Raw genomic sequence first — 23,081 nt, 5'->3', positions numbered from 1 at the left:
TGGAATTAGTTAGCAGTGGTTTCTGTAGGTTTCTTAGCAGAAGTTCCGTTACCAGCTGGCTTATCCACCGTTTTTGCAGCTTGCTGAGGCGTTTTGGCGTTTGGCGTGCCTTGTCCTTTTGCAGATGGTGCTGGATTGGCGCTTTCTAATGGCTTAGCGACTACCTCTTGATCAGGTTTGACTTTTGAGCCACCAATAATCACGACCTTATCACCTGCTTTTAGACCGTCAGTAACTACCCATTGTCCGTTATAAGTACCATTAATAGTGACTGGACGTACTTGGATTTTATTGTTTTCATCGACGATATAGACTTGCGTCTCACTCTTAGGCGTACGTGACACTGCGCTTTGCGGCACTAGCGCGGCATTGGTAATGATGCTTTGGGTCAAGCGTGCAGTGACATACATACCCGGCAGCAAGATGTTATTGCTGTTCGGGAAGATGGCACGTAAGGTCACAGCGCCAGTTGACGCATCAACCTTTGCTTCAGATAATGCAAGCTTGCCACGTACAGGATAGACTGAGCCATCTTCTAGAACCAATTCAACCGAGTTCATACCAGGCTGTGCTTTGCCTTCAGATATTTGCTGGCGTAATTTGAGCAGCTCAGACGATGATTGACTGATATCTACATAGATAGGGTCTAGACGCGAAATAGTCACCAACGGACTGGCTTGACTGGCGCTTACCAAGGTACCCGCAGTCACATTCGAGCGCTCTGTGCGACCTGAGATCGGTGCCCGGACAATCGTACGGTTAAGATCTAACGTGCTGGACTCCAATCCTGCTTGAGCCGTTTGGATACCCGCTTTCGCGCTTTCAATACCTGCTTGCGTCTGACCAACGGCTGCACGCGCACTTTCTACTGCAGCTTGAGCTGTACGGACTTCTGTCTGTGCTTGATCGTATTGTTGTTTAGAGATAGCGTCGATCTCTACAAGACCTTGTAGTCGCTGAAAATCATTGACCGCTTGGGCTAATGAAGCTTGGCGACTGCCCAATTCAGCTTTGGCATTGGCGTTATTGGCCAGTGCAGTCTGATAATTGGCTTGAGACTGAGCAACTGCTGCTTCACCGCTGGTGATAGAAGTGGCATAGTTATCAGTATTGATACGATAGAGAGGCTGGTCTTTTTTGACGTTACCGCCCTCACGGAACAGTACCTCGTCAATGACGCCATTAACCTGTGGACGAACGTCAGCGGTTTGATAGGCCGCAGTGCGTCCAGAGAATGTTTGTACTTGGGGTACAGTATCGAGAGTGACAGTCTGAACGTTAACAACCGCAGGCGGCATCTGCTGTTGTGCGGCATCTGCGCCAGCGGCGTCCTCGTTTTTGTCACAGCCAATCAGTACAGCTCCAGATAGTACAGATGCTATTACAAGCGCAAGAGTAGAGTGCTTCATCAATGTCCTCGGCAATAGGTATAAAATAAATAGTGACAGTATAAAAAATTTATAAGTAAATAAATCTTAACGTATGAAATTTTAAAGGTATTAAATATAGGGGCAGTCTTAACGCTAAGTACATGCCATATCTTGCTCAGATCACTTTCGATAATATCAGTTTTAATAGAACCAATTTTAATATCACGTAATGATTAGAATGCCCAGTTCTTACGTTTGTATGATGAATCATGAGGCAAGGTTTTTAGCATCATAGATGTAGGCAAGCCACAGAGTTGATTAGTAAATTTAATCAGTTATTATAAACTAATGGGGTTACCCCACAGTCAAGTACTTTAGGAGAGGGAAGGCGGCAAAAAGCGGCAATATTACGTTTTATGAATAAATGAAGTGCCGCTATAGTAAGCCTCACCTTAGTTAACCGCTAATAGGGCGACATACAACCTACTATCAAAACATATTGTAAACTTTTGTTATATTTATAAACCACATAATCATTGAGGCTTTTAAACGATGAAAATTGGGGTTTGTAAACAAAATAAAGAATTTATCAACTACTAATTATGACCATAAAAATAGGGCTCAATAGTTTCTACTATGCATAAATTAGTATCACAATAGAAACGCAAATCGAGACTAATAACCGTTAAAAAACGATGCTGCTACACTATCTACACTAAACGTGCACTAGCAAGCTCGGTCAGTTGATGCAAACCTTGACGATAGCGATTGTCTGGTAGCGTGCTCAGTGCTTGTTGCGCCAATTTGGTTTCTTCCAAAGCACGCTGTTTGCAATAATCTAATGAGCCTGAGCGGCGCACCAAATCAATAAGCTGTTCAGCGTTAGGCGTTTTCCCAGTTTGTACGGCAATGCGGAGCTGCTCATAGCCTTCTGTATCGCTGTTTTTTAGCAACTCAAGCGCTTTAATCGTTGGTAAAGTAGGTTTGCCTTCAGCAAGGTCGTCGCCTAGGTTTTTGCCCATCACTTCACTATCGCCACTATAATCAAGCACATCATCGATAATCTGAAAGGCATTGCCAAAGTGTTGACCAAAATCACCCAACGCCGTCATATATTCTGTCTTGTCTTGCAAGATAGCGGCACCTTGGGTCGCCATCATAAACAGACGTGAGGTTTTGCCATCAATAATGCGTAAGTAGTCTTCTTCTGTCGCGGCAGGGTTATGCTGATGCTGTAGCTGCAACACTTCACCTTCAGCAATATCACAAGTACCATCCGAGAACACTTGCAACAATGGCAAGCTTTGAAAACCGACCAGTAGGTTGAAAGCTCGGGCAATGAGGTAATCACCGACCAATACTGCGGTGGCATTGTCCCATGTGGCATTCGCCGTTGGCTTACCGCGGCGCTGTCCTGACTCATCAATGACATCATCGTGGACGAGGGTAGCAGTATGCAGCATCTCAGTGATGGCAGCTAAATGCATGGCTTTTTCTGATGGATTGTCATTGAACATGCGGGCACATAATAAGGTAATCAGTGGACGCATACGTTTGCCACCAGCATTGATTACATGCTGCGAGACGCTCATGACGAGCTGTACTTTTGAGTTGAGACTACCAAATACTTGCTTGTCCATGACCTCAAAATCATCAGCGACGATACTTTGAATATCAGCATAGCTAGGCATGGATTGAGTCATAGAAGAGGTATTAGTTGAAGAGGTAATAGTCATAATAAATAGTCATATTAATAAGAATAAAGAGAGTTTTTATAACCTTGACTTTATCTATCTATAGGTAAGGTATCGTTTTGCTTATAATAGCATAGCTGTACGTTTAAATTGTGGGTTAAAGTATATAGCAGAAGCAGAACAAAAATGTTTTATACACGCTTTACTGCGCGGGTTAAGAAGAATAAAAACTGTAAAAACCTCTTATATTTTGAATATATGTTCCCTAGCTTATTTAAAAATTTTTAATCACATAAATGACTCATAAAAGGCTGTAAGTAACTGATTGCATGAGTTATAATAACCGCTGTTGGGCTTAATCGATCATTCGTCATTGCTGTTTTGTATGCTCATATTAGAATTGTTGTCTATGACGCTCTTATAATCAGCAGTAGATATAGCAGGATGAGTGATTGTCATTAGTGTAACCACCTTACAAAAACAAGAGGCGCGGCTTGCTTTTATGAGCAAAAAGCCGTAAAATCTTGCCTTTAATTTTTCCCTGTCGTGTTCGTCGTAAAAGCGTTGGTATAACATCAGCCACGGCACACGGGTTAAACGGAGTCATACAATGTACGCAGTAATCAAAACTGGTGGTAAACAGCACCGTGTAGTCGTCGATGAATTGCTTAAAGTTGAACTACTAAAAGCAGAAACTGGCGCTACAATCAAATTTGAAGACGTATTGATGATTGTTGACGGTGAAACTGTCAAAATCGGTCAGCCTATCGTTGAAGGTGCTAGCGTTGAAGTTGAAGTTGTTGAGCATGGTCGCGGCGAAAAAATTCGTATCGTCAAGCACAACCGTCGTAAGCATTATCACAAAGAGCAAGGTCACCGCCAATGGTATACCTTGTTAAAAATCAAAGCCATTAATGCCTAATTACCCATTTAGCAATTATTGCTAAACAGCGCACTAAATGCTTAAGAGTTGTCGCATTAGCGATAAGTCACATTAACAAGGAGATTTTCTCATGGCACATAAAAAAGCTGCCGGCTCGTCACGTAACGGTCGTGATTCAAACCCAAAAATGCTCGGCGTAAAAATCTTTGGCGGTCAAGCCATCGTCGCTGGTAACATCATCGTTCGTCAACGTGGTACAGAATTCCACGCAGGCGAAGGCGTTGGCATGGGTCGTGATCACACTTTATTTGCACTGAATGACGGTGTTGTAAAGTTTGCGACCAAAGGTAAATTCAACCGTCGTTATGTTATGGTTGAAAGTGCATAATTGCCCATCTGAATTATTTTATTCTCTGTGAATAAAATAATCTGATGACTAGAAAAGCCTCTATTACCGTATGGTAGTGGAGGCTTTTTTGTATCCATACTTTATAGTAGGTTTGCGTTCGTGAGCCATCAAAGCCTTTAAAATCGTATCTAAAAACCTTGACGTACTGTGTAACAGAGTTGGTTACAAGCGTGTATGGCAGGCGTAGTAATGATTGCAAATCATGACTAGGCGCGTAATGAAAAAACTGGCACACTGTGCGCATTGCTTAATGACACTGGTTTTATCTGATGAGTTAAACATTATCGAAAACAAAAAATTTAATAAGAACATTTATTTTTTAGCGATTACGCACTTTAAGAGAGAATTAATAATGACTTTACTAAACAAACAAACGATTGAACAGACAACTACTTTAAAACAAAAAATAATGAGCGGTGCTTTAGCGGGCGTATTAATGACTTCGCTTGGTGTTGCAGCTCCAATGATGGCATTGACTCAGTCTGCTACCGCCGCGCCGGCTGACAATTTAACAGCAGCCACGCGTTTGAATAAACTGCTAACAAACACAAAAAGCATGACAGCCAACTTTAGCCAAACGACAAAAGGCGCTAGTAGCGGTACTTTTTCTGGCTCTATGAGTGTGCAGCGTCCAAACAACTTTCGCTGGGAGACAAAATCACCCTCACAGCAGCTGATCATTGCTAATGGTAGCTCTATGTGGGTCTATGATAAAGATTTAGAGCAAGCGACCAAACAAAACGTCGATAGCCAAGTGGGAAATACCCCAGCACTATTATTGTCAGGTGATCCAAGTAAAATTGATCAAAGCTTTAAAATCACCCAGCCGTACGATAATAAAAACTATTATGTGCTGTATCCAAAGTCAGATAGTGCCAGTTTTAAGAGTTTATCAATGAGTTTTAGCGGTGGTAAACCAGTGATGATGGTGTTAAATGATACCTTGGGTCAAACCACTTCTATCAAATTTAGCGGTATCAAGTTAAACCCAAGCATCAGCAGCAGTCAGTTCAAATTTACTCCACCAAAGGGTGTTGATATTATCAATCAGTAATCAGTACTGCTAATTGATGACACACTCAAGCTGTATTGGTTTACACCAATCAGCTTCGAAAAAAGGACAGACCTAATGAGGTCTGTCCTTTTTTTCGAAGCGATATAAACATTAGGCCATGGTCTTGATGGCTGGCATATCTGGCATTGGTGGTAACTCATCTAAATCACTCAGTCCAAATGCATCTAAGAATTGCGCAGTGGTATGTAGCAATGCTGGTCGACCCAAAGTCTCTTTATAGCCCTTCTCTTCAATCCAACCTTTATCAAACAATTGGCGCAATATATTGCTCGATAGTGTGACACCGCGCACGTGCTCGATATCACTGCGGGTCACTGGTTGTTTATAAGCAACCACACTTAAGGTCTCAAGTAGGGCTTGGCTTAGCCGCTCTTGACGTTGCGGGAACACGCGTTGGATTAAGAGGCTGTAGCTATCTGCGATTTGCAAGCGATAACCACTGGCAGTTTCATGTAGGCTAAGGACGCCCGTGTCTAAGCGTTGTCTCAGTAGGTCTAAGGCTTGTTTTAGCTCTTTACTAGACAACGACAGGTGCTTCTTTAAGGCATTGGCAGGGAGTGGTGCTTCAGATGCATGCAACAGCACTTCGATATGCTTGCTTATCTCTTCAAGATGTTGACACTGAATATCTGTCATTAGGAAAGCTCTCTTTTGAAAATCATTAAGCCAACCACTGTAAGGTCAATGGTCTCATTTGCTCGTTTATAGCAGATTGATTCGTATCCATTGAGGTCCTATCATCGTCAGAAGCAGAATTTACCACAACACCAACTAGTTGCCGCTTCATCAGCTCGAGCACGGCGACAAAGCTAACCACCACACCTATTTTACCTTGAGTTTTATCCAACAGCTCATAAAACGAGTGCGCGCCATCCGTGCTTAATTGCCTACTAATACTGGCAATACGATCAGCAAGTGGAATGGTATCGACCTTGATAGAATGCATTTGATAGTCTGGCTGTAGCTGCATTTTGAACAAGCTATCAATCAGTAAGTTTGGTGAGTAGTGCGGCAGCTCGGCATTCATGATGTCTTGACTGGGCATACTGACCATCGCCAAGAACACATCACGCTCAAGCCGTACCAGACTATCCAAGCGCTGACTGGCTACTTTAATTTGTGCATACTCCTCGAGGCGCTCAATCAGCTCAGCTTTTGGGTCGCGCTCATCGGCAGGCGTTTCGGGCTTAGGTAGTAACAGCTCGGTTTTAATCGCAATCAACGTTGATGCCATTAATAGATAATCACCGGCCAACTCAAAGTGCTCGGTATCTAATTCGCTGATGTAAGCCAAGTATTGCTCAGTGATAGGCAGTATTGGCATTTGCGTCAGATCAACGTTGTTTTTTTTGACCAGATATAATAAAAAATCTAACGGTCCAGCAAACTGCTCTAACCAAATAGCAAATGCTTGTGGTGGCACGTAAAGATCTTCTGGCAAATGCTGTACTGGCGTTTGATAGATGCGTAACGACGTATCACGGATAGTTGAGCGGTCTGTAGCACTTGTAGCGTCATGACTCGTTAGAGATTCAGACATTTGATAGGCATCTATGGACAAGACAGCTTGTGATACAGCTGCTTGTCCATACTGTAGGTCAGTATCCACGTTTTATATCCGTATTGGTGACCATCATTAAATGACTATTTAAGTTTGGCAAGTGGACGAATACCAATGGCGCGGCGAGTCTTGTCTAACTGTTTACGGCTATGGCGACGGGCTTTTTCTGCACCCATTTGTAAGATTGCTTCCAACTCTTTTGGATTGGCCATTAGCTCTTGGTAACGCTCGCGAAATGGGGCAATCTCAGCATCTATTTTGTCAAATAATGCCTGTTTGGCATCACCCCAGCCAATACCAGCAGCAAACTGTGCACGCATGTCGGCGATTTCTTGCGGCGTAGCAAAGGCTTTATAAATCTCAAAGATAGCAGAGTCGTCAGGATCTTTCGGCTCTTCAGGCAGCTGCGAGTTAGTGACGATTTTCATGATGGCTTTGTGCATTTGTTTTTCGGCACTGACTTGCGGATTATGCTCACCGAATAGGGGAATGGTATTGCCATAGCTTTTGCTCATTTTGCGCCCATCAAGACCAGTCAATAGCGGGATATTGTCGTCAACTACCGCTGTGGGTAGGGTGAAAAGCGGTTTGTAGCGGTGGTTAAATGTACCAGCGATATCACGTGCCATCTCAATATGCTGAATTTGATCACGACCAACAGGCACATGGGTGGCGTTGAACATTAAAATATCTGCTGCCATCAGCACCGGATATCCAAACAGCCCCATATTAATACCTTGATCAGGATCAACGTCTTCTTTTTCCATATTGATATCGACCGCTGCTTTATAAGCATGAGCACGATTCATCAGACCTTTGGCACATGAACAATTTAAAATCCAAGCCAGCTCTGATATTTCTGGCACATCTGATTGACGATAAAACGTCACACGTTCAGGGTCTAGACCACAGGCAATCCAAGTCGCGGCAATGGCTTTGGTCGACTCATGGATGACGGCAGGGTCGTAACAGCCAATAATGCCATGATAATCTGCTAAAAAGAAAAATGCTTCATCATCACTGTTTTGAATAGACTGAATTGCTGGACGAATAGCACCAACGTAATTGCCTAAATGTAGCGTACCAGTTGGCTTGATACCAGTTAAAATGCGTTTGGCTTGCGTTGAGCTATTAGATATTTGGCTATCAGAGGTCTGATTATCAGAAGTACGGTTGTTACTCATGGGAAATCCATTATTTGGTTTATCAAATTATTATAAATTTATGGTTAGTTTTGCACAGTTAATGGCAAAAATATTAGCCTCAAAGTATAGCAAATTTTACTTATATTTTTGGGAATAAAGTCTATTTATAGATATTTGTGCGACCTGTCGGCCCATGTTTAAAGCGCCGATGAAACCACATCCACTGGGTGGGATCGATACGAATGAGTCCTTCTAAGACTTCATTCACCTGAGTGGCGTCAGCAACCTCATCATTACTTGGATAATTATGCAGCTCAGGCGTAATCGTCAGATGATAATGCGGACGTTTGCCACTTGGCAAATTATCTGGCGTTTGCCGATAGGTATGCAGTGCCATGACAGCAGGCGGGTGCGCCTTGCTGCCCAATTTTGCCATGCGTCTTGAGGCAGTGATAGTGGCTGCAGGCACACCAAAGAACGGTGCCATGACACCTTGCTTAAGACCATAGTCTTGGTCAGGAGAATACCAAATGACATGCCCAGCTTTAATTGAACTCACCAAGCTACGCATATCACGACTGGAGATTTGCTTACCGAAGATATTGGTGCGACCGTTATAAATGAACCAATCAAGTAGCGGGTTATTCTGTGTACGATACATACAGTCTAAGGCAAAAAATTGCGCGCAAAACAATCCACCCAAATCAAGCATTGTATAATGTGCACCTAGCAAAATGACCGGACGATTTTCATTTTGGGCATTAACTAAATGCTGTAGTCCTGAAATAGAAACCGTACGAGTAAAGACATTCGGGCGGAACCAAGCACACAAGGTTTCAAATATACCAATACCTTGATTGACAAAGACCTGCTTTGCCATCAGCTCACGTTCAACTTCCGGCTTTTCTGGAAAGGCCAGTTTTAAATTAATGAGCGTATCACGTCGCCGCGAGCCTACAACTTTGTAAAACAAGATACCCACTTTACGCCCTAGCCAAAACTGCCAGCGTAGCGGTAGATAAATCATGGGCAACATCATCAAGAACAATAGCCAAATTGCCCAATATTTAGGCGATAAGAACTGCCATTGAAAGGGCTTTTTGTCTGCTTGTGCCGTACGTTTATGAGTTTGGGTAATCGTTGGCGTGCCGACAGGAATGGCGGGCGACTTATCCGACCGCTGCATACTCAGTGGTGGTATGCTGTTTTTTGCTGGCGGTTTGCTGGGGTCGTATTGTTCGGGCGCTTTCATAATGTCCTTTTGTAGCACTGTTTATAACGTCGGAGCTAATGACAAAAAGTTATTATTATGATGGGGTAGTCGCTACTGGTTTGCAAGCTGGTTTTCGACACTTAATGAGCAGCCATAAAAAAACCTCATAAACTGTGACCAGCTTATGAGGTTTTGCAAATCTATTCTTTTGCTTAATAGTGTTAAATCGACTCTGAGAAAAAGGCGATAACCACAAAAAGCAAAGAAGTAGCTTTGATTAACGTTTCGAGAATTGTGGACGTTTACGTGCTTTACGTAGACCCAATTTCTTACGTTCAACTTGACGTGAATCACGAGTCACAAAACCAGCTGCTTTTAGAGCAGGTTTGTTGGCTTCGTCAAGCTCAATCAATGCACGCGTGATGCCGTGACGGATTGCGCCAGCTTGACCACTAATACCGCCGCCTTTTACAGTGATGTAAAGGTCATAAGCAGTAGGGGTGTCAAGTAATTCTAAAGGCTGACGAACAACCATGCGCGACGTTTCGCGACTGAAATACTCATCAAGTGGTTTGCCGTTAACAACAATGCTACCAGTACCTTTCGCTAAAAAGACACGAGCGGTAGAAGTTTTGCGGCGACCAGTTCCGTAATTGCGTTCCATAAGTATATCCTTAGATGTCTAGTGCTTTAGGTTGCTGTGCTTCATGTGGATGTTCAGTACCCGCATAAAGTTTCAGCTTCTTGATCATCGCATAGCCAAGAGGACCTTTTGGAAGCATACCCTTAACCGCTTTGTGTAGAACATCTTCAGGCTTATGTGCAAGCAATTTACTGAAGTTGGTTTCTTTGATACCACCTGGGTAGCCACTGTGACGATAGTACTTTTTATCTTGCGCTTTTTTACCCGTTACCGTGATTTTGTCAGCGTTGATGACAACAATAAAGTCACCAGTGTCAACGTGCGGCGTAAAAGATGGCTTATGCTTGCCACGTAAGCGAGTAGCGATTTGAGTGGCTAAGCGACCAAGGGTTTTGCCGTCAGCATCTACGACATACCAGTCATGGGTCACTTCAGCTGGTTTTGCACTAAGTGTTTTCATGATAAAACCTTAAAATTAGAATTCGTTGAGAGTTTAGCTGGGAAAACGGGGCTCTCAAAAAACAGACTGCACATTATAAGCAGTAGCGCCTACGCTTGCAAGCTGCATTGGGGTTTATTTTCGCCTTATATACATTAAACTGCAGCGTTGGCCAGTTTTTTAGCGGTTTTAAACATTTTTAAAATTTATTAACGGCTTTCATTAACCCGACAATTATGACGATGATAGGCGAAAAAGTCCAGCAACAACTTGTCCAACTTTGGTTTGTTTCAAGCATTCAAAGTTAATTGGTTGCTGAATAACAGATGGTTGAGTCACCATACTATTATTAATAGTCTCTTCTAACTGCTCCAATTGTGTCGCTAAGTCTCTATCCGCTTCTAAATAAATAAGCGTCTCGGTGTTGATTAATGCTTGGGTAATAAGTGTCGCTAGAATAGGCTGCCATAAATCCTCAGCATAAGGCGGATCGATAAATACGATATCGAAAGGGCGCGGGACGATATGACTTTGCATCAATACTTGCTCTGCTGTGCCATTGATAATTTGATAGGTGTCAGCGTTGAGCTGCAACTGCTCAGCACTTTGGCCTAGCATTTGACTTTGCCCACGATTCATCTCAATAAAAGTGCAGTGTGCTGCGCCACGAGACAGCGCTTCAAAGCCTAAGACGCCGCTACCAGCACAGCTATCAAGCACGTATGCACCATGGATGTCGGCAAGTAGCCAATTGAATAGCGTCTCCCGCAGGCGATCTGGTGTTGGGCGCAGACCCTCAGCATCAATGAAACTGACGCTGCGACGTTTAAATTGCCCACCGATAATACGTACCTGACCGGCCGTCGATGATTTTTCCTGATGAGATGTTTTCTGTTTGGTATTACGCGATGCTGCTGTTTTTTTCATGGCCACTATTCTTTTTCTGTATTGGTTTTTATTCGGTCGCTGTCGTGGTTTCTGCTTGTGCGGCTGCCTGCTCTGCTAGTGCCTCCTCTTTATCACGCAGGGTGTCACGCATGATTTTTTCAAAGGCTTTTTGTCGTTTGATGACTTTTAGCTCATCAGCAGAGGGTGGCAGGATAGGATCGTTTTTGCGTTGTAATACCCAATAGTCAAACAGCGCGCGACCAATAGGTGCTGCTACGGCACTACCGCCGCCACCGTTTTCGACCAACACGGCAAGGGCAATTTGTGGGTCTTCTACTGGCGCAAAACCATTGAACCACGCATGATCCCAGTGGCGTTTGTCTATCGCAGACTTATCATAACGTTTGCCTTGAGCGATGGATTTTACCTGTGCTGTACCAGTCTTGCCCGCGATACGATAGCGCGGGGTATAGATACCGCGTCCCGTGCCATCTTTAACCACACTTTCCATCGCATCGTGCATACGCAGCCAATCAGAGGGTTTGCCATTATAGTCAATTTTGCCATCGGGTTTGGTGATGACATTGACCGCTGCTGCACCATCGCTGCTTTTTAATAGATGCGGGGTGATGTGATAGCCTTTGTTCGCAGTCATCGCTGTCGCATTAGCGATCTGTAGCGGCGTTGCCAAGAAATACCCTTGACCGATACTGACTGAGATGGTTTCACCAGGTAACCAGCCTTTATCGTAAGTGTCTTTTTTCCACTTAGGCGAAGGCATAATGCCTGACTTTTCATTGGGCAAGTCAATGCCTGTCTCTTCGCCAAAGCCAAAGCGTACCATCCAATCATGCAGACGCTGAATGCCCATCTCGTAGGCCAGTTTATAATAGTAGGTATCAACCGACATCACGATGGATTTTTTGAGATCGACCGTGCCGTGACCACCGCGTTTCCAATCGCGAAAACGGTGTGAGTCTCCAGGCAGGCTAAAATAACCGGGATCATAGATGGTGGTGTCCCAATTGCGTAAACCGTAATGAATTCCGCCTAGGCCTTCAAAGGGTTTAATGGTAGAGCCGGGCGGGTAGGTGCCTTGTAGCGCTCGGTTGTAGAGCGGCTGGTCTAGGTCTTCTCGTAGCGAGCCATAGTCTTTAAACGAGATGCCAGATATAAAAGGGTTGGGATCGTAGCTTGGATTACTGACAAAGGCTAATACGTCACCGTTTTGGGGATCTATCGCCACAATAGCACCACGACGACCATCGAGCTGCTGCTGGGCGATGGTTTGTAAACCATAGTCCAAGCTCAAGGTAATGTCATTCCCTGCAATCGGTGGCTTGGTGTCTAGTTGGCGGATGATGTTGCCGTGGGCGTCTGTTTCTACCGATTGGTAGCCCGGTTGCCCAAGTAAGATATCTTCATAAAAATCTTCGATGCCGATTTTGCCAATCAGATCTGTACCCGCATAGCGATCTTTGTCAATGCGCTTGGTTTCTTTATCATTGATACGACCAACATAACCGATGACATGGGCAAACAGCTCGTCATAAGGATATGAGCGTGTGAGCTTACTCTGGATGGTTACGCCACGAAAGAAAGGTTTGCGCTCGCTAAATTGTGCCAGTTGCGCCTCGGTTAAGTCGATTTTTACGGTTACCGGATCGTTTTTGCTTTTGCTCAGACGTGCCAAAATATCCGTGATATCTTTATCAGTAAGCTCAAAAATAGGCGCGAGCAAATTTAAAGTGCGTTCTGGGTTTTCCACTTCATCAGGGCTTAGCATGGCAGTAAATACGGGCTGATTGTCTGCCAAAATCACGCCATTACGATCGTAAATATAACCACGGCTTGGCGGCGCAGATATTAGCTTAATGCGATTATTGTCTGCCTGTGTGGTGTATTTATCATGAGCATAAACTTGCAAATAACCATAGCGTATTAGCAAACCACTCAGACCCAAAAATATTAACAGCCCAAAGATAATAATTCGGTGCGCAAAAATACGGTTGACCTGTTCGGCGTCGGAAGCTAGCGGTTTATTCATAGAAAATCAGTACTCAGGCGGTCAGAGAAGCATTGGAAATGGAATAAAAGGGCAGGGAAGTAAGCCAAAACGCGATGAATATAAAAGATAAGATAAAGGATTTCAATCACATACAGTATTATGAGTAAGCATGGGATTGCAAGGGATGGTATGCTAGGTTTCGCTGCAAATTAAGCACAAATTATAACAGAACAAACGCGAGGGCGCAGTACTCAGCCATTTATTTTGTTGTCATAATACGCCACACAAGCGATAGACCATATTAATATTTTTTCTACCATCAGAATCACATAAAATATGTCACCTTTAGTCACAACTTGCTTCTGGTCTACGTGTGCTAATAAACGGCAAGTATGCTAAAATCAGGCGATTTATTTTATAGTAGTTATTTGGGCGGAACGTCTTTTTAAGCGTTCTCAACTTGCTAAGCGTATTTCGTTAGCAACGACAACCATCACGTCAGGGACACAGAAAGTCATGGACGCAACTTCATTGTGGCAGACGATAGCTGAGCACCCAGAGTTTTTTGCCATGTTGACCATTCCACCAGTGACGGCATTCGTCACTTGGATACATGTGTGGATGGCGCTCAAAATGCTGTTTTATCCGGTCAAGTTTTGGGGTATTCGTATTCCGAACTTTCCATTTTTTGGTCTACCGGGTATCGGTTGGCAAGGTATCGTTCCGCGAAAAGCGGGCAAGATATCTGGGGTGATTGTAGATCAGACGCTCTCCAAATTGGGGTCGCTTAATGAGTTTTTTAAGGCGATGGAACCTGAGCAGATGGCAGTATTCATCACTGATACGGTGGATAAAAACCTTGAGCCACTGATTGATGAGATTATGCTGGATCACTCGCCAGCACTATGGGGTAATTTGCCTTATGCATTAAAGCGTCGTGTCTATGCCCAAGCGCACAAAGAGCTGCCCAGTATCATGCAGTCGCTCGTGACGGATTTGACTTATCATGTCGAAGACTTGGTCGATATGCGTAAAATGATCGTTAATACGATGGAAAATGATCGACGCTTAATGGTCGATATGTTTTTGAAGGTAGGCCAAAAAGAGATTAACTTTATTTGGCATATCAGTGCGTTGATTGGACTGGTTTTCGGTATTATCCAAATGTTTATATTTTTGGTGGTGCCGCAGCATTGGACAGTGCCTTTCTTTGCCGCTATTTGGGGATTTCTCACCAACTGGATTGCCATTTGGATGGTGTTTAATCCAGTGCAGCCACACTTTATCCCTTATGTGAAGTTTTTTGCGCTGCAAAGTCGCTTCCCGTTTATTAGGCCACAGCTGCCGCATATTGGTCAGTATCGTTTTCAGGGTGGTTTCATGAAACGGCAAGAGGAAGTCTCTGAAGTTTTTGCTGAGATTGTGGTAAAGGATCTGGTCACGCTTGAGAACATCATGAATGAGATGATGTATGGGGATCGTGCTGTGCAAACGCGTGAACTTATGAAGTCGCACCTATATGAAGTGCTAGAATCTCCTGTCATTAGCACAACCTTGCGCGTAGGGCTTGGTCGCCGTGAGTATGGACAGTTAAAAAACACTATCATTGACAAATCTATCGTTGCTACTATGGTGCCACTGCGAGATCCTGAGCTGAATGAAAGCCGAGCTAGTAAGATATTTGGGCTGTTTCGGGATCGTATTCGTGCGCTATCGCCAGATGAGTTTCAGAATTTATTACGTCCGGCGTTTCGTGAAGATGAGATGACACTTATCGTATTGGGCGGATTGACTGGATTTTTGGCAGGTTGGCTGCATTTGGTATTGGTGTTTTTCCCAGCGATGCAGTAGTAGAGCAATGAGTCAAAACTTTTAAAAGCTTTCTAAAATAATATAGTTAACAATATTAGAGCGTGTTGAAGATTCACAGAGCATTCATAATGTAGTCACTGCTATTGCCAGTGCTATGGTTGAGTGCTCGACATGCCCTAGGGCGTGTCATCAATTAGCACATTGATAGATTTAGTGGTCTTAAAATGGCTAAATTTTGCCAAACATCGTCAGAAATCTTGTCAATATGTTCATATTTACGGCAATTTCTTCCTTGTTTGGCTGCAATTTTCCTCATTTTAAGCCTCACAATCTAAATGATGACACACCCTAGTTTAAGCCAGCTTCTTTGTATTAATAATTCGTATTAATACATCACGATAATAGTAGCGGGTTTTATGGGCTTCTATAGCCACTAAAACCTCAGTTTTCAACCGTAAACCATGACCAAATAAAGGATTATTTAGTGTTTGCCAGTGGCTAACCATGCCATCGGTGAACCTTTAATTGTATTCAAGGTAAACAAGGTTAGACCGTATGTTAATCACAGAATTGGGTTATTTTGCCTTGCTGATCGCTTTTATGTTGGCGATTTTGCAAGTAGTATTACCAACCATTGGCGTTATGCGTGATCACGTTGCTTGGCAGCGTTTGGCGCCAAGTTTGGCGTGGGCACAGTTTGCCGCAATGATTATCTCGTTTGGCGCTTTGATGGCAGGCTTTTATTATAATGATTTTAGCCTAGTCTACGTCAGCCAGCACTCTAATACTTTATTGCCTTGGTACTATAAGCTATCAGCGACATGGGGCGGGCATGAAGGGTCATTGTTGCTTTGGATGACCATCATGGCCACTTGGTGTGCCTTGGTCTCTTACTTTAGCCGTGGTCTGCCATTGTCAATGCGCGCGCGCGTACTGGTAATTTTGGCTGGCGTACAGATGATGATGCTGGCGATGCTGATTTTCACCTCATCGCCGTTTGATCGTACCTTGCCGAACCTGCCTGTTGATGGTGCCGATTTAAACCCGGTTCTACAAGATTTCGGTCTGATTATTCACCCGCCTATGCTGTATATGGGTTATGTGGGTATGGTGGTGCCATTTGCTTTTTGTATGGCTGCACTGTGGGAAGGGCGCTTGGATGCCGTTTGGACACGTTGGTCGCGTCCATGGGCACTGGCTGCTTGGGGTTTCTTAACCATTGGTATCGCGCTGGGCTCGTGGTGGGCTTATTATGAGCTTGGCTGGGGTGGTTGGTGGTTTTGGGATCCGGTAGAGAATGCCTCACTGATGCCATGGCTTGCGGGCCTTGCTTTATTACATTCGCTAGCAGTAACAGAAAAGCGCGGTGTCTTTAAGGCTTGGACGATTATGCTGGCAATTTTTGCCTTTGCCCTCAGTCTGCTTGGTACTTTCTTAGTTCGCTCTGGGGTCATTACGTCGGTACATTCGTTCGCAGCCGATCCAACGCGTGGTCTGGTTATTTTAGTTATTCTGGGTGTGATCGTTGGCGGTGGTTTATTGATGTTTGCTATCCGCGGCTGGAGCTTGACGGTTGAGAGTCAGTACCAGCTCATCTCGCGTGAGTCATTCTTAGTCATCAATAACGTCATTATTTTGATTTCGACCTTGGTGGTGCTGCTTGGCACGCTATATCCTATCATTGCTGATTCCTTTAATTTAGGTCAAGTGTCCGTTGGTCCTCCTTACTTCAATGCGCTGTTTGTGCCTTTAACGTGGTTGTTGTTGATTGCAATGGGTATGGGCTCCAATATCCGCTGGAAAAAAGACAAGCGTCCACTACTAGGCGTTGGTATGGTCATTGCGGTTAGTAGTCTGGTGCTTGCTGCCATTATTACCTACTTTGTCGATCCCTCTTCTATGCTCAATATTGGCGTTACTTTGGCGGTTAGCTTTTGGGTATTGTTCTGGATGGTGGTCGACTTCAAAGACAAAACCAAAAATGCACCGAGCCTTTTAAAAGGCTTAAGTCAATTACGTTTGAGCTACTGGGGCCAGCAAACGGCACACATTGGCGTCTTAATAGCGGTTATCGGTATTGCTTTTACTAGCAGTCTGAGTATCGAGCGAGATGTGGCGCTGGGACCAAACGATAGCGTCCACGTGCAAGGCTATGACTTTACCGTAAAAGGCTTTAGAGAAGTCAAAGGCAGTAACTTTGATGCGACACAAGCTGAGGTATTAGTAAGCAAAGATGGTCAAGATGTGACTACCTTGTACCCTGAAAAGCGTAACTATATCATTAGCATGATGCCGATGACTGAAGCGGCGATTGATGCCAGCCTCATGCGTGATGTTTATGTGGCACTTGGCGAACCGATTGCTAAAGACAGCAACCAATGGGCGGTACGCATCTATGTGAAGCCGTTGATTCGTTGGATATGGCTTGGTGCTATTATTATGGCTCTAGGTGGGCTGCTAAGTATGTTAGATAGGCGCTATCGAATTAAAAAGCCTAAGACTGTCAGCCAAAATGTGATTAATGCTGCAGGTTTTGCAACAGTAGCAGATGTAGAAGTACCAGCAGCAAAGATGGGGGACAAATAGTATGACTAGGTCAAATAATACCTCTAATCAAAACGGCAACAAGACCATAAATAAAAAGCAGCTAAAGATATGGTTTGTCATTCCGCTCATCGTCTTTGCAGGCTTCGTAGTTATGCTCTACATGCGCTTAGGTCAGCCGACTGAGATCGTGACCAATACCGCGCTTGAGCGTCCGGTACCTGCTTTTGAGCTGCCATTGTTATCCGATACTAGCCGTATTATGACCAATGACAATCTGCCTGATCAACCGTTTTTGCTGAATATTTGGGGCTCTTGGTGTCCCACTTGTATTATCGAGCATCCTTTTTTAATGCAGTTAGAAGAGCGCGGTGTCAATTTGGTTGGCGTCAACTATAAAGATGAAATTGGTGATGCCCTCAGCTACCTCAACCGTGGTGGTGATCCTTTCTCGATGTCTATTCAGGATTTGTCCGGACAGTTTGCTTTAGACTTAGGTTTGACGGGTGCGCCTGAGACTTTCATCGTCGATGGTGAAGGGGTGATTCGTCAGCATATCATCGGTGAGATTAATGAGAGCAATTGGCAAAGTCGTATCACGCCTTGTCTCATGGTACTCAACGAAGCCAATAAGCGTAATGTCAGTCCTGACGCTACTCAGGTCAAGGAGGCGTGCAAATGATGACGATGTCTATAATGACTATGCTTATAAAGCACATGAAGGCTCTGAGCACGACATTCGCCAGCTTTATATCTGCCTGTTTGTTAAGTATAAGTCTTGCTATGGGCATAAGTATGACCGCTTATGCCGCCATTGACGTTTACGACTTTGACTCTATACAACAAGAAGCCCAGTATCGTGGTCTCATCGAAGAGCTGCGCTGTCCCAAATGCCAAAATCAAAACCTTGCAGGTTCTGATGCGCCAATTGCCCAAGATCTAAAGCAAAAAACCTACGATATGGTCAAAGATGGTCGTAGTGATACCGAAATTCGCAGTTATATGCAGGAGCGCTATGGTGACTTTATTAGCTATAAGCCACCTGTCCGTCCTTCGACGTGGATACTATGGTTTTTCCCGCCTTTATTACTGGTGTTTTTAATTGTTGGTTGGTTTTGGCAGAGTAAGCGCCATCAGCGTATTGCCAGTGGTCAAAGTGGAGTGACGATGGACAGTAGCGCGGCTGCGTTGACGGCAGCAGAACAAGCTGAACTTGATCGCCTGTTATCACGCGCCGATAGCAATAATAGCGTCAATAGAACGGATCATGACATCACCAGCCTCGAGGACAAAAAATGACCCTATTTTCTACCGTTGGCTTATTCATTGCTCTAAGCTTATTTATCGCTTTGATCCTTGGTGTTATCGCCATCATGCCGTGGTTAAGAGCCTCACGCGCACCAGATAAACCCGTGGACAATCAGCTACTCGATATCAACATCGCTGTCTTTCGGGCGCGCCTAGCAGAGCTAAAATCGGATAAGGATGCTGGCACGATTGATGATAGCCATTATCAAACCCAAAAGCTTGAGCTTGAACGTCAACTTTTAGATGCACAGCGCGTTGTAGCACCGATGGTCGTACCGGGTATCAAAAGCCGATTGATTATTATAGTTTGGGTGCCGGTCTTGGCTGTCATGGCATATCTGATGATTGGTGATCGCACGCCTGTTTTTGAATTGTGGGCTGCCGAGGATAAAGTCGGTCAAGTTGCTGATGATTTACTCACAGGTAAGATTGACCAGCCGCCAGCATGGGCCATTGAAGATGGGCAGCAGCTGATTAGTGCTATGCAAACCAATGTCTATCGCCACGCTGATGACTACAATCGCTGGATGCGCTTATCAGAGTTATTCTTATCATTAGAGGCGACGGACTCGGCACTAGAAGCATTGTCGCGTGCCTATCGATTGTCGCCAGATAACGAAGAGATTGCGACGACGTACGCACAGATTAGCTTTTTTGCCAATAAAGGGCAGTTGGATGATAATAGTCGTCGTGTTTTGGAGGCGGTTTTAGCCAAAAATCCACAGCATGAGGGTGCGCAAATGCTCATGGCAATGGGTGAGGCGCGCAGTAGTAACTTTGATCAAGCACAAGGCTGGATTAAGCGTTTGCGCGCTAGTATTGCGGCCAAGCCTGGGGATCATACACAAGCGCTGGCCAGTTTGGACGAGTTGAGTGCTAATGTGACGACTCAGCAACAACAAGCCTCTGAAGGTATCGACGTCACAATAACGATCAACGCCAGTTTGTTACCGCTGGTCAAAGGCGATGATGTTTTGTTTGTAGCGATACGCGATGTCAAAGGTGGTCCGCCGTTTGCTGCTAAGCGTTTGCCAATTAGCGTGATTAAGCAAGGTGAGGTCAATATCAGTCTAAGCGATCTTGATGCCATGATGCCGACACGAACGCTAAAATCTGCCCGTGCGGACAAAATACAGTTGGCCGTCATTGCCCGCATTAGCCATAGCGGCAATGCCAGTGCAGAGTCAGGTGATTTATCGGGTAATCCTGTGGTGATTAGCGCTGAGCAAAATCAGGTCAACGTTGATATCAATCAACAGGTTCCTTGATATAATTCCCTCACATCATCAGTTTTTAATACCAATGCTGTTGCCCGTCGGAGTCACGCGCAATAGCATTATATGAACAGATAAGTCATGGCAACTTATCACTGCAAATAATGAAAATACTTGAGCTTAGCAAAGCCACAAGGTAAGGTAGCTTTGCAATCAACCAATCCCTGATTTTTATTTGTCCCAAAATCCCATTTATTAAGGAGAGTCGTGTAATGATGCGTATTATTTTGCTAGGTCCACCAGGCGCCGGTAAAGGTACCCAAGCCCAGTTTATCTCTAAAGAATATGATATTCCGCAGATCTCAACGGGTGATATGCTGCGTGCAGCAATCAAAGAAGGTAGCGAGCTTGGCAAACAAGCCAAAGACATTATGAATGCTGGTGGTTTGGTTTCTGACGATCTTATCATCAACCTAGTGAAAGAACGTATCGCTAAGCCTGATTGCGCGAATGGTTGTATCTTGGATGGTTTTCCACGTACGATTCCTCAAGCCCAAGCACTTGCTGATGCAGACGTTGCGATTGATCATGTGATTGAAATCAGTGTGCCTGATGATGAAATCGTCAATCGCCTATCTGGTCGTCGCCAGCATCCAGGCTCAGGCCGTGTATATCATGTCGATCATAATCCACCGAAGCAAGAAGGCCTTGATGATGTGACTGGCGAAGCGCTTATCCAGCGTGAAGACGATAAAGAGTCTACCATTCGCGACCGTCTGTCTACTTATCATGAGCAAACATCAGCGCTCGTTGGTTTTTATCAAGACAAAGCCAAAGAAGGCGGCGATGTTGGTAATGCAGCGCCTAACTATGACAAGTTTGATGGTACCCAAGGCATCGATGAGGTTAAGCAACAAATCTTATCTGCTCTAAAAGGCTAGCTATCGATTGTAGATGCTAGATGCAGCAAGTGAAGACCCTGTTCATCGACAGGGTCTTTTATATTTTGGAAGTGAAGGGACAAATTAAGCAGCTGTCACATTGTTATTTGATACTTATTCAATATAAACGCATTAATTTTTTCAGTACAGTCTAAACTTAATAGTTCATCTTCTTCTGAGAAAGATAACTCGCATACTCCAAAATGCTTTACATAATTCTTAGCATAAGAATAATAATTTGAAGAATATGGCTTACTGGTATTTCTTATATAATAGTCAAAAACATCTGACTCTAAAATCTTTTTTAGAATTAATAGCTCTCTCTTTGATTTAGAAAAAATAGCATAACCACAATAGATTAGCATTTCCACATTATCGGTGAAGACGAAGTGAGGCCTTTTTGCCATATATGGAAATAGTAATTTAAGCCCACTATCAGCAAGAGCTTGTGTCCTTCCAAATGCAAACCACTCTTTGTAGTTTCCATTTCCTTTGTCACGTTCATTAAGTTGAATTTTGTAATCTGAAAGATACCTAAAAGCAAAAGGATATTCTTTATTAAAAAAATCTTCTTCTAATAGCTGTAAAATCCCTTTAGCTTTTAAATAAGGAAATATGATCTTCTCCATTGCTGGATCTATATCGTTCTCAGATTTAAGTATATTGGGTTTGATGATATCTTTACATATTAGCTTTTCTACCTGTCTTTCAACTTTATCTTTAAAGAAGTAATAATAATCATCATCCTCTCTTATAGGTTTGAAAATGAAAATATCATTGCTTAGTGTAGCGATACCATTCTTTATAGTATATAACTCGTCAAGAGTTGATCCAGTGTTCTCAATTTTATTAATATTCGAGACAGTTACAGAGTTGCTTAATAGCCAACCTCTGTGATGGTTAAGATCATCATATTGTAAAATAGAAAAATATATATATTCCTTGTTTTTAATGTCATTACTTGTCGCTCTAGCGTAAGAAACATTGCCTACAATAGCTTTATCAACAAAAAATAAACAAGTATAAGTTAGTCTGTTTGCGAAAATCTGTTCGTCCCCGAAATTGATTATATCTAGAGAATATCTTTTTTCAGACAAATAATTTCTTAAACCTCTTGCATTTACACTTTTAAAAAAAGAATTTACTGTAATATAGCCAAGAATTCCATTTTCATTAAGTATGTTAATGCCTATCTCAAAAAAAGGAATATATAAGTCTATATTACCTGATGAACCAACTTTCAGGCTCTTAATAAGCTCTTTAGATTTTGGATCAAGGTTTTTAGCTCTTACATATGGAGGGTTGCCTATGACTAAATCAAATCCATTATTCTCATATATTTTTTCAACTTTAAACCAGTTATAATCTAGAGAGTTTCCTTGGAAAATATTAAATTCGTAACTATTCTGATCTTCACCTTCTGTAATAGCTAAAATAGATAATAATATTTTAGCCCTTTGCACACTATTTTCACTTATATCAAGACCATAGAGCTGAGAAAATATTTCTTTATATTGCTTACCTGTCTTAAGCTTCAGTTTCTTAGCTGCGGAATACAAAAAAGCTCCACAACCACAAGAGATGTCAGCTATTAAGATAGAATGCAATTTTTCAGAAAATCTGTTGAAGGTATTGTCAATTATATATTTTTTTATAAAGCTAGGGGTATATATAGCGCCATTAGTCTGCTGCTCATTTTTAGGAATAGCTATTTCGAAAAGCTCTATTAGTTTTTTAGTGGATAATTCAGAATCCATTTGAGATAGTAGTTCCGATACTAATTCATTACTTTTAGGTAATAGATAACTTTTAATTAGATTATTATTGACCTCGTATATATTGCGTGAATAAAAATACAGTGTTGTAAATAACTGGTCTAGAAAAAGGTTGTCATCTGAATACTCTAGTACTATATGCTCAAATAATTTTTTCAT

The 23,081-nt window shown here is 43.2% G+C and carries 20 protein-coding genes; 9 read left to right on the top strand and 11 right to left on the bottom strand.

The features are described from left to right. Positions 1-5 precede the first annotated feature (5 nt). Positions 6-1,409 (bottom strand): efflux RND transporter periplasmic adaptor subunit, encoded by a 1,404-nt coding sequence (locus J5X94_RS12495; protein ID WP_210541448.1) that lies wholly within the window; start codon positions 1,407-1,409, stop codon positions 6-8. 671 nt (positions 1,410-2,080) lie between these two features. Further along, the gene (locus J5X94_RS12490; RefSeq protein WP_210541447.1) at positions 2,081-3,106 is read right to left on the bottom strand and encodes a polyprenyl synthetase family protein; all 1,026 of its coding nucleotides are present in this window, start codon (positions 3,104-3,106) and stop codon (positions 2,081-2,083) included. A 568-nt stretch (positions 3,107-3,674) separates the two neighbouring features. On the opposite strand from J5X94_RS12490, the gene rplU reads away from it, so the two are divergent. The 3 genes from rplU (at position 3,675) to lolA (ending at position 5,410) form a co-directional block, all read left to right on the top strand. Continuing rightward, the gene (rplU, locus tag J5X94_RS12485) at positions 3,675-3,986 is read left to right on the top strand and encodes a 50S ribosomal protein L21 (RefSeq protein ID WP_010199185.1); all 312 of its coding nucleotides are present in this window, start codon (positions 3,675-3,677) and stop codon (positions 3,984-3,986) included. Positions 3,987-4,077: 91 nt separating this feature from the next. Continuing rightward, the gene (gene rpmA / locus J5X94_RS12480; protein WP_010199200.1) at positions 4,078-4,335 is read left to right on the top strand and encodes a 50S ribosomal protein L27; all 258 of its coding nucleotides are present in this window, start codon (positions 4,078-4,080) and stop codon (positions 4,333-4,335) included. A gap of 373 nt (positions 4,336-4,708) precedes the next feature. Further along, the gene (lolA, locus tag J5X94_RS12475; protein WP_026037202.1) at positions 4,709-5,410 is read left to right on the top strand and encodes an outer membrane lipoprotein chaperone LolA; all 702 of its coding nucleotides are present in this window, start codon (positions 4,709-4,711) and stop codon (positions 5,408-5,410) included. A 111-nt stretch (positions 5,411-5,521) separates the two neighbouring features. Here lolA and scpB read toward each other — a convergent pair whose 3' ends face one another. The 8 genes from scpB to mrdA all read right to left on the bottom strand — a co-directional run bounded on the left by scpB (position 5,522) and on the right by mrdA (position 13,367). After that, positions 5,522-6,067 (bottom strand): SMC-Scp complex subunit ScpB, encoded by a 546-nt coding sequence (scpB, locus tag J5X94_RS12470; protein WP_210541446.1) that lies wholly within the window; start codon positions 6,065-6,067, stop codon positions 5,522-5,524. A gap of 25 nt (positions 6,068-6,092) precedes the next feature. Next, positions 6,093-6,971: a segregation/condensation protein A gene (locus tag J5X94_RS12465; RefSeq protein ID WP_228293261.1), complete on the bottom strand. Its 879-nt coding sequence runs from the start codon at positions 6,969-6,971 to the stop codon at positions 6,093-6,095. 104 nt (positions 6,972-7,075) lie between these two features. Further along, complete coding sequence (locus J5X94_RS12460) at positions 7,076-8,176, bottom strand: tryptophan--tRNA ligase (protein ID WP_210541445.1); 1,101 nt, start codon at positions 8,174-8,176, stop codon at positions 7,076-7,078. Positions 8,177-8,297: 121 nt separating this feature from the next. After that, the gene (locus J5X94_RS12455; RefSeq protein WP_210541444.1) at positions 8,298-9,389 is read right to left on the bottom strand and encodes a lysophospholipid acyltransferase family protein; all 1,092 of its coding nucleotides are present in this window, start codon (positions 9,387-9,389) and stop codon (positions 8,298-8,300) included. Positions 9,390-9,627: 238 nt separating this feature from the next. Beyond that, the gene (gene rpsI, locus J5X94_RS12450; RefSeq protein WP_010199221.1) at positions 9,628-10,014 is read right to left on the bottom strand and encodes a 30S ribosomal protein S9; all 387 of its coding nucleotides are present in this window, start codon (positions 10,012-10,014) and stop codon (positions 9,628-9,630) included. 10 nt (positions 10,015-10,024) lie between these two features. Continuing rightward, positions 10,025-10,453, bottom strand: a complete 429-nt coding sequence (rplM, locus tag J5X94_RS12445) for a 50S ribosomal protein L13 (protein ID WP_010199223.1) — start codon at positions 10,451-10,453, stop codon at positions 10,025-10,027. A gap of 213 nt (positions 10,454-10,666) precedes the next feature. Further along, a complete protein-coding gene (gene rsmD / locus J5X94_RS12440) occupies positions 10,667-11,359 on the bottom strand; it encodes a 16S rRNA (guanine(966)-N(2))-methyltransferase RsmD (RefSeq protein WP_210541443.1) in 693 nt (230 codons plus the stop codon). 28 nt (positions 11,360-11,387) lie between these two features. Beyond that, entirely contained in the window at positions 11,388-13,367 is a 1,980-nt protein-coding gene (mrdA, locus tag J5X94_RS12435) for a penicillin-binding protein 2 (protein ID WP_201593059.1), read from the bottom strand. Positions 13,368-13,844: 477 nt separating this feature from the next. Between mrdA and J5X94_RS12430 the strand changes: the two genes are divergently transcribed. From J5X94_RS12430 to adk, 6 genes are all read left to right on the top strand, one after another. Then, on the top strand, positions 13,845-15,179 hold the full coding sequence (locus J5X94_RS12430; protein WP_010199226.1) for a membrane protein: 1,335 nt from the start codon (positions 13,845-13,847) through the stop codon (positions 15,177-15,179). Positions 15,180-15,695: 516 nt separating this feature from the next. After that, positions 15,696-17,726 carry a heme lyase CcmF/NrfE family subunit gene (locus J5X94_RS12425; RefSeq protein WP_210541442.1) on the top strand — a complete coding sequence of 677 codons (2,031 nt, stop codon included), beginning with the start codon at positions 15,696-15,698 and terminating at the stop codon, positions 17,724-17,726. A 1-nt stretch (position 17,727) separates the two neighbouring features. Then, positions 17,728-18,366 carry a DsbE family thiol:disulfide interchange protein gene (locus J5X94_RS12420; protein WP_010199230.1) on the top strand — a complete coding sequence of 213 codons (639 nt, stop codon included), beginning with the start codon at positions 17,728-17,730 and terminating at the stop codon, positions 18,364-18,366. Between the two features lie 35 nt (positions 18,367-18,401). Continuing rightward, a complete protein-coding gene (locus J5X94_RS12415) occupies positions 18,402-18,983 on the top strand; it encodes a cytochrome c-type biogenesis protein (protein WP_416346183.1) in 582 nt (193 codons plus the stop codon). Further along, complete coding sequence (gene ccmI, locus J5X94_RS12410) at positions 18,980-20,260, top strand: c-type cytochrome biogenesis protein CcmI (RefSeq protein ID WP_194620203.1); 1,281 nt, start codon at positions 18,980-18,982, stop codon at positions 20,258-20,260. Before J5X94_RS12415 ends, ccmI begins: the two co-directional genes overlap by 4 nt. A 218-nt stretch (positions 20,261-20,478) precedes the next feature. Next, positions 20,479-21,147 carry an adenylate kinase gene (gene adk, locus J5X94_RS12405; RefSeq protein WP_026037207.1) on the top strand — a complete coding sequence of 223 codons (669 nt, stop codon included), beginning with the start codon at positions 20,479-20,481 and terminating at the stop codon, positions 21,145-21,147. A gap of 95 nt (positions 21,148-21,242) precedes the next feature. Here adk and J5X94_RS12400 read toward each other — a convergent pair whose 3' ends face one another. Beyond that, positions 21,243-23,081, bottom strand: coding sequence for an HsdM family class I SAM-dependent methyltransferase (locus tag J5X94_RS12400; RefSeq protein WP_210541441.1), 1,839 nt, complete (start codon positions 23,079-23,081; stop codon positions 21,243-21,245).

The organism is Psychrobacter sp. K31L (assembly GCF_017942195.1).
In the GTDB taxonomy this organism is placed as follows: domain Bacteria; phylum Pseudomonadota; class Gammaproteobacteria; order Pseudomonadales; family Moraxellaceae; genus Psychrobacter; species Psychrobacter glaciei.
Note: the sequence above shows the minus strand (reverse complement) of the source record. Positions and strands in the feature narration are given on the sequence as shown.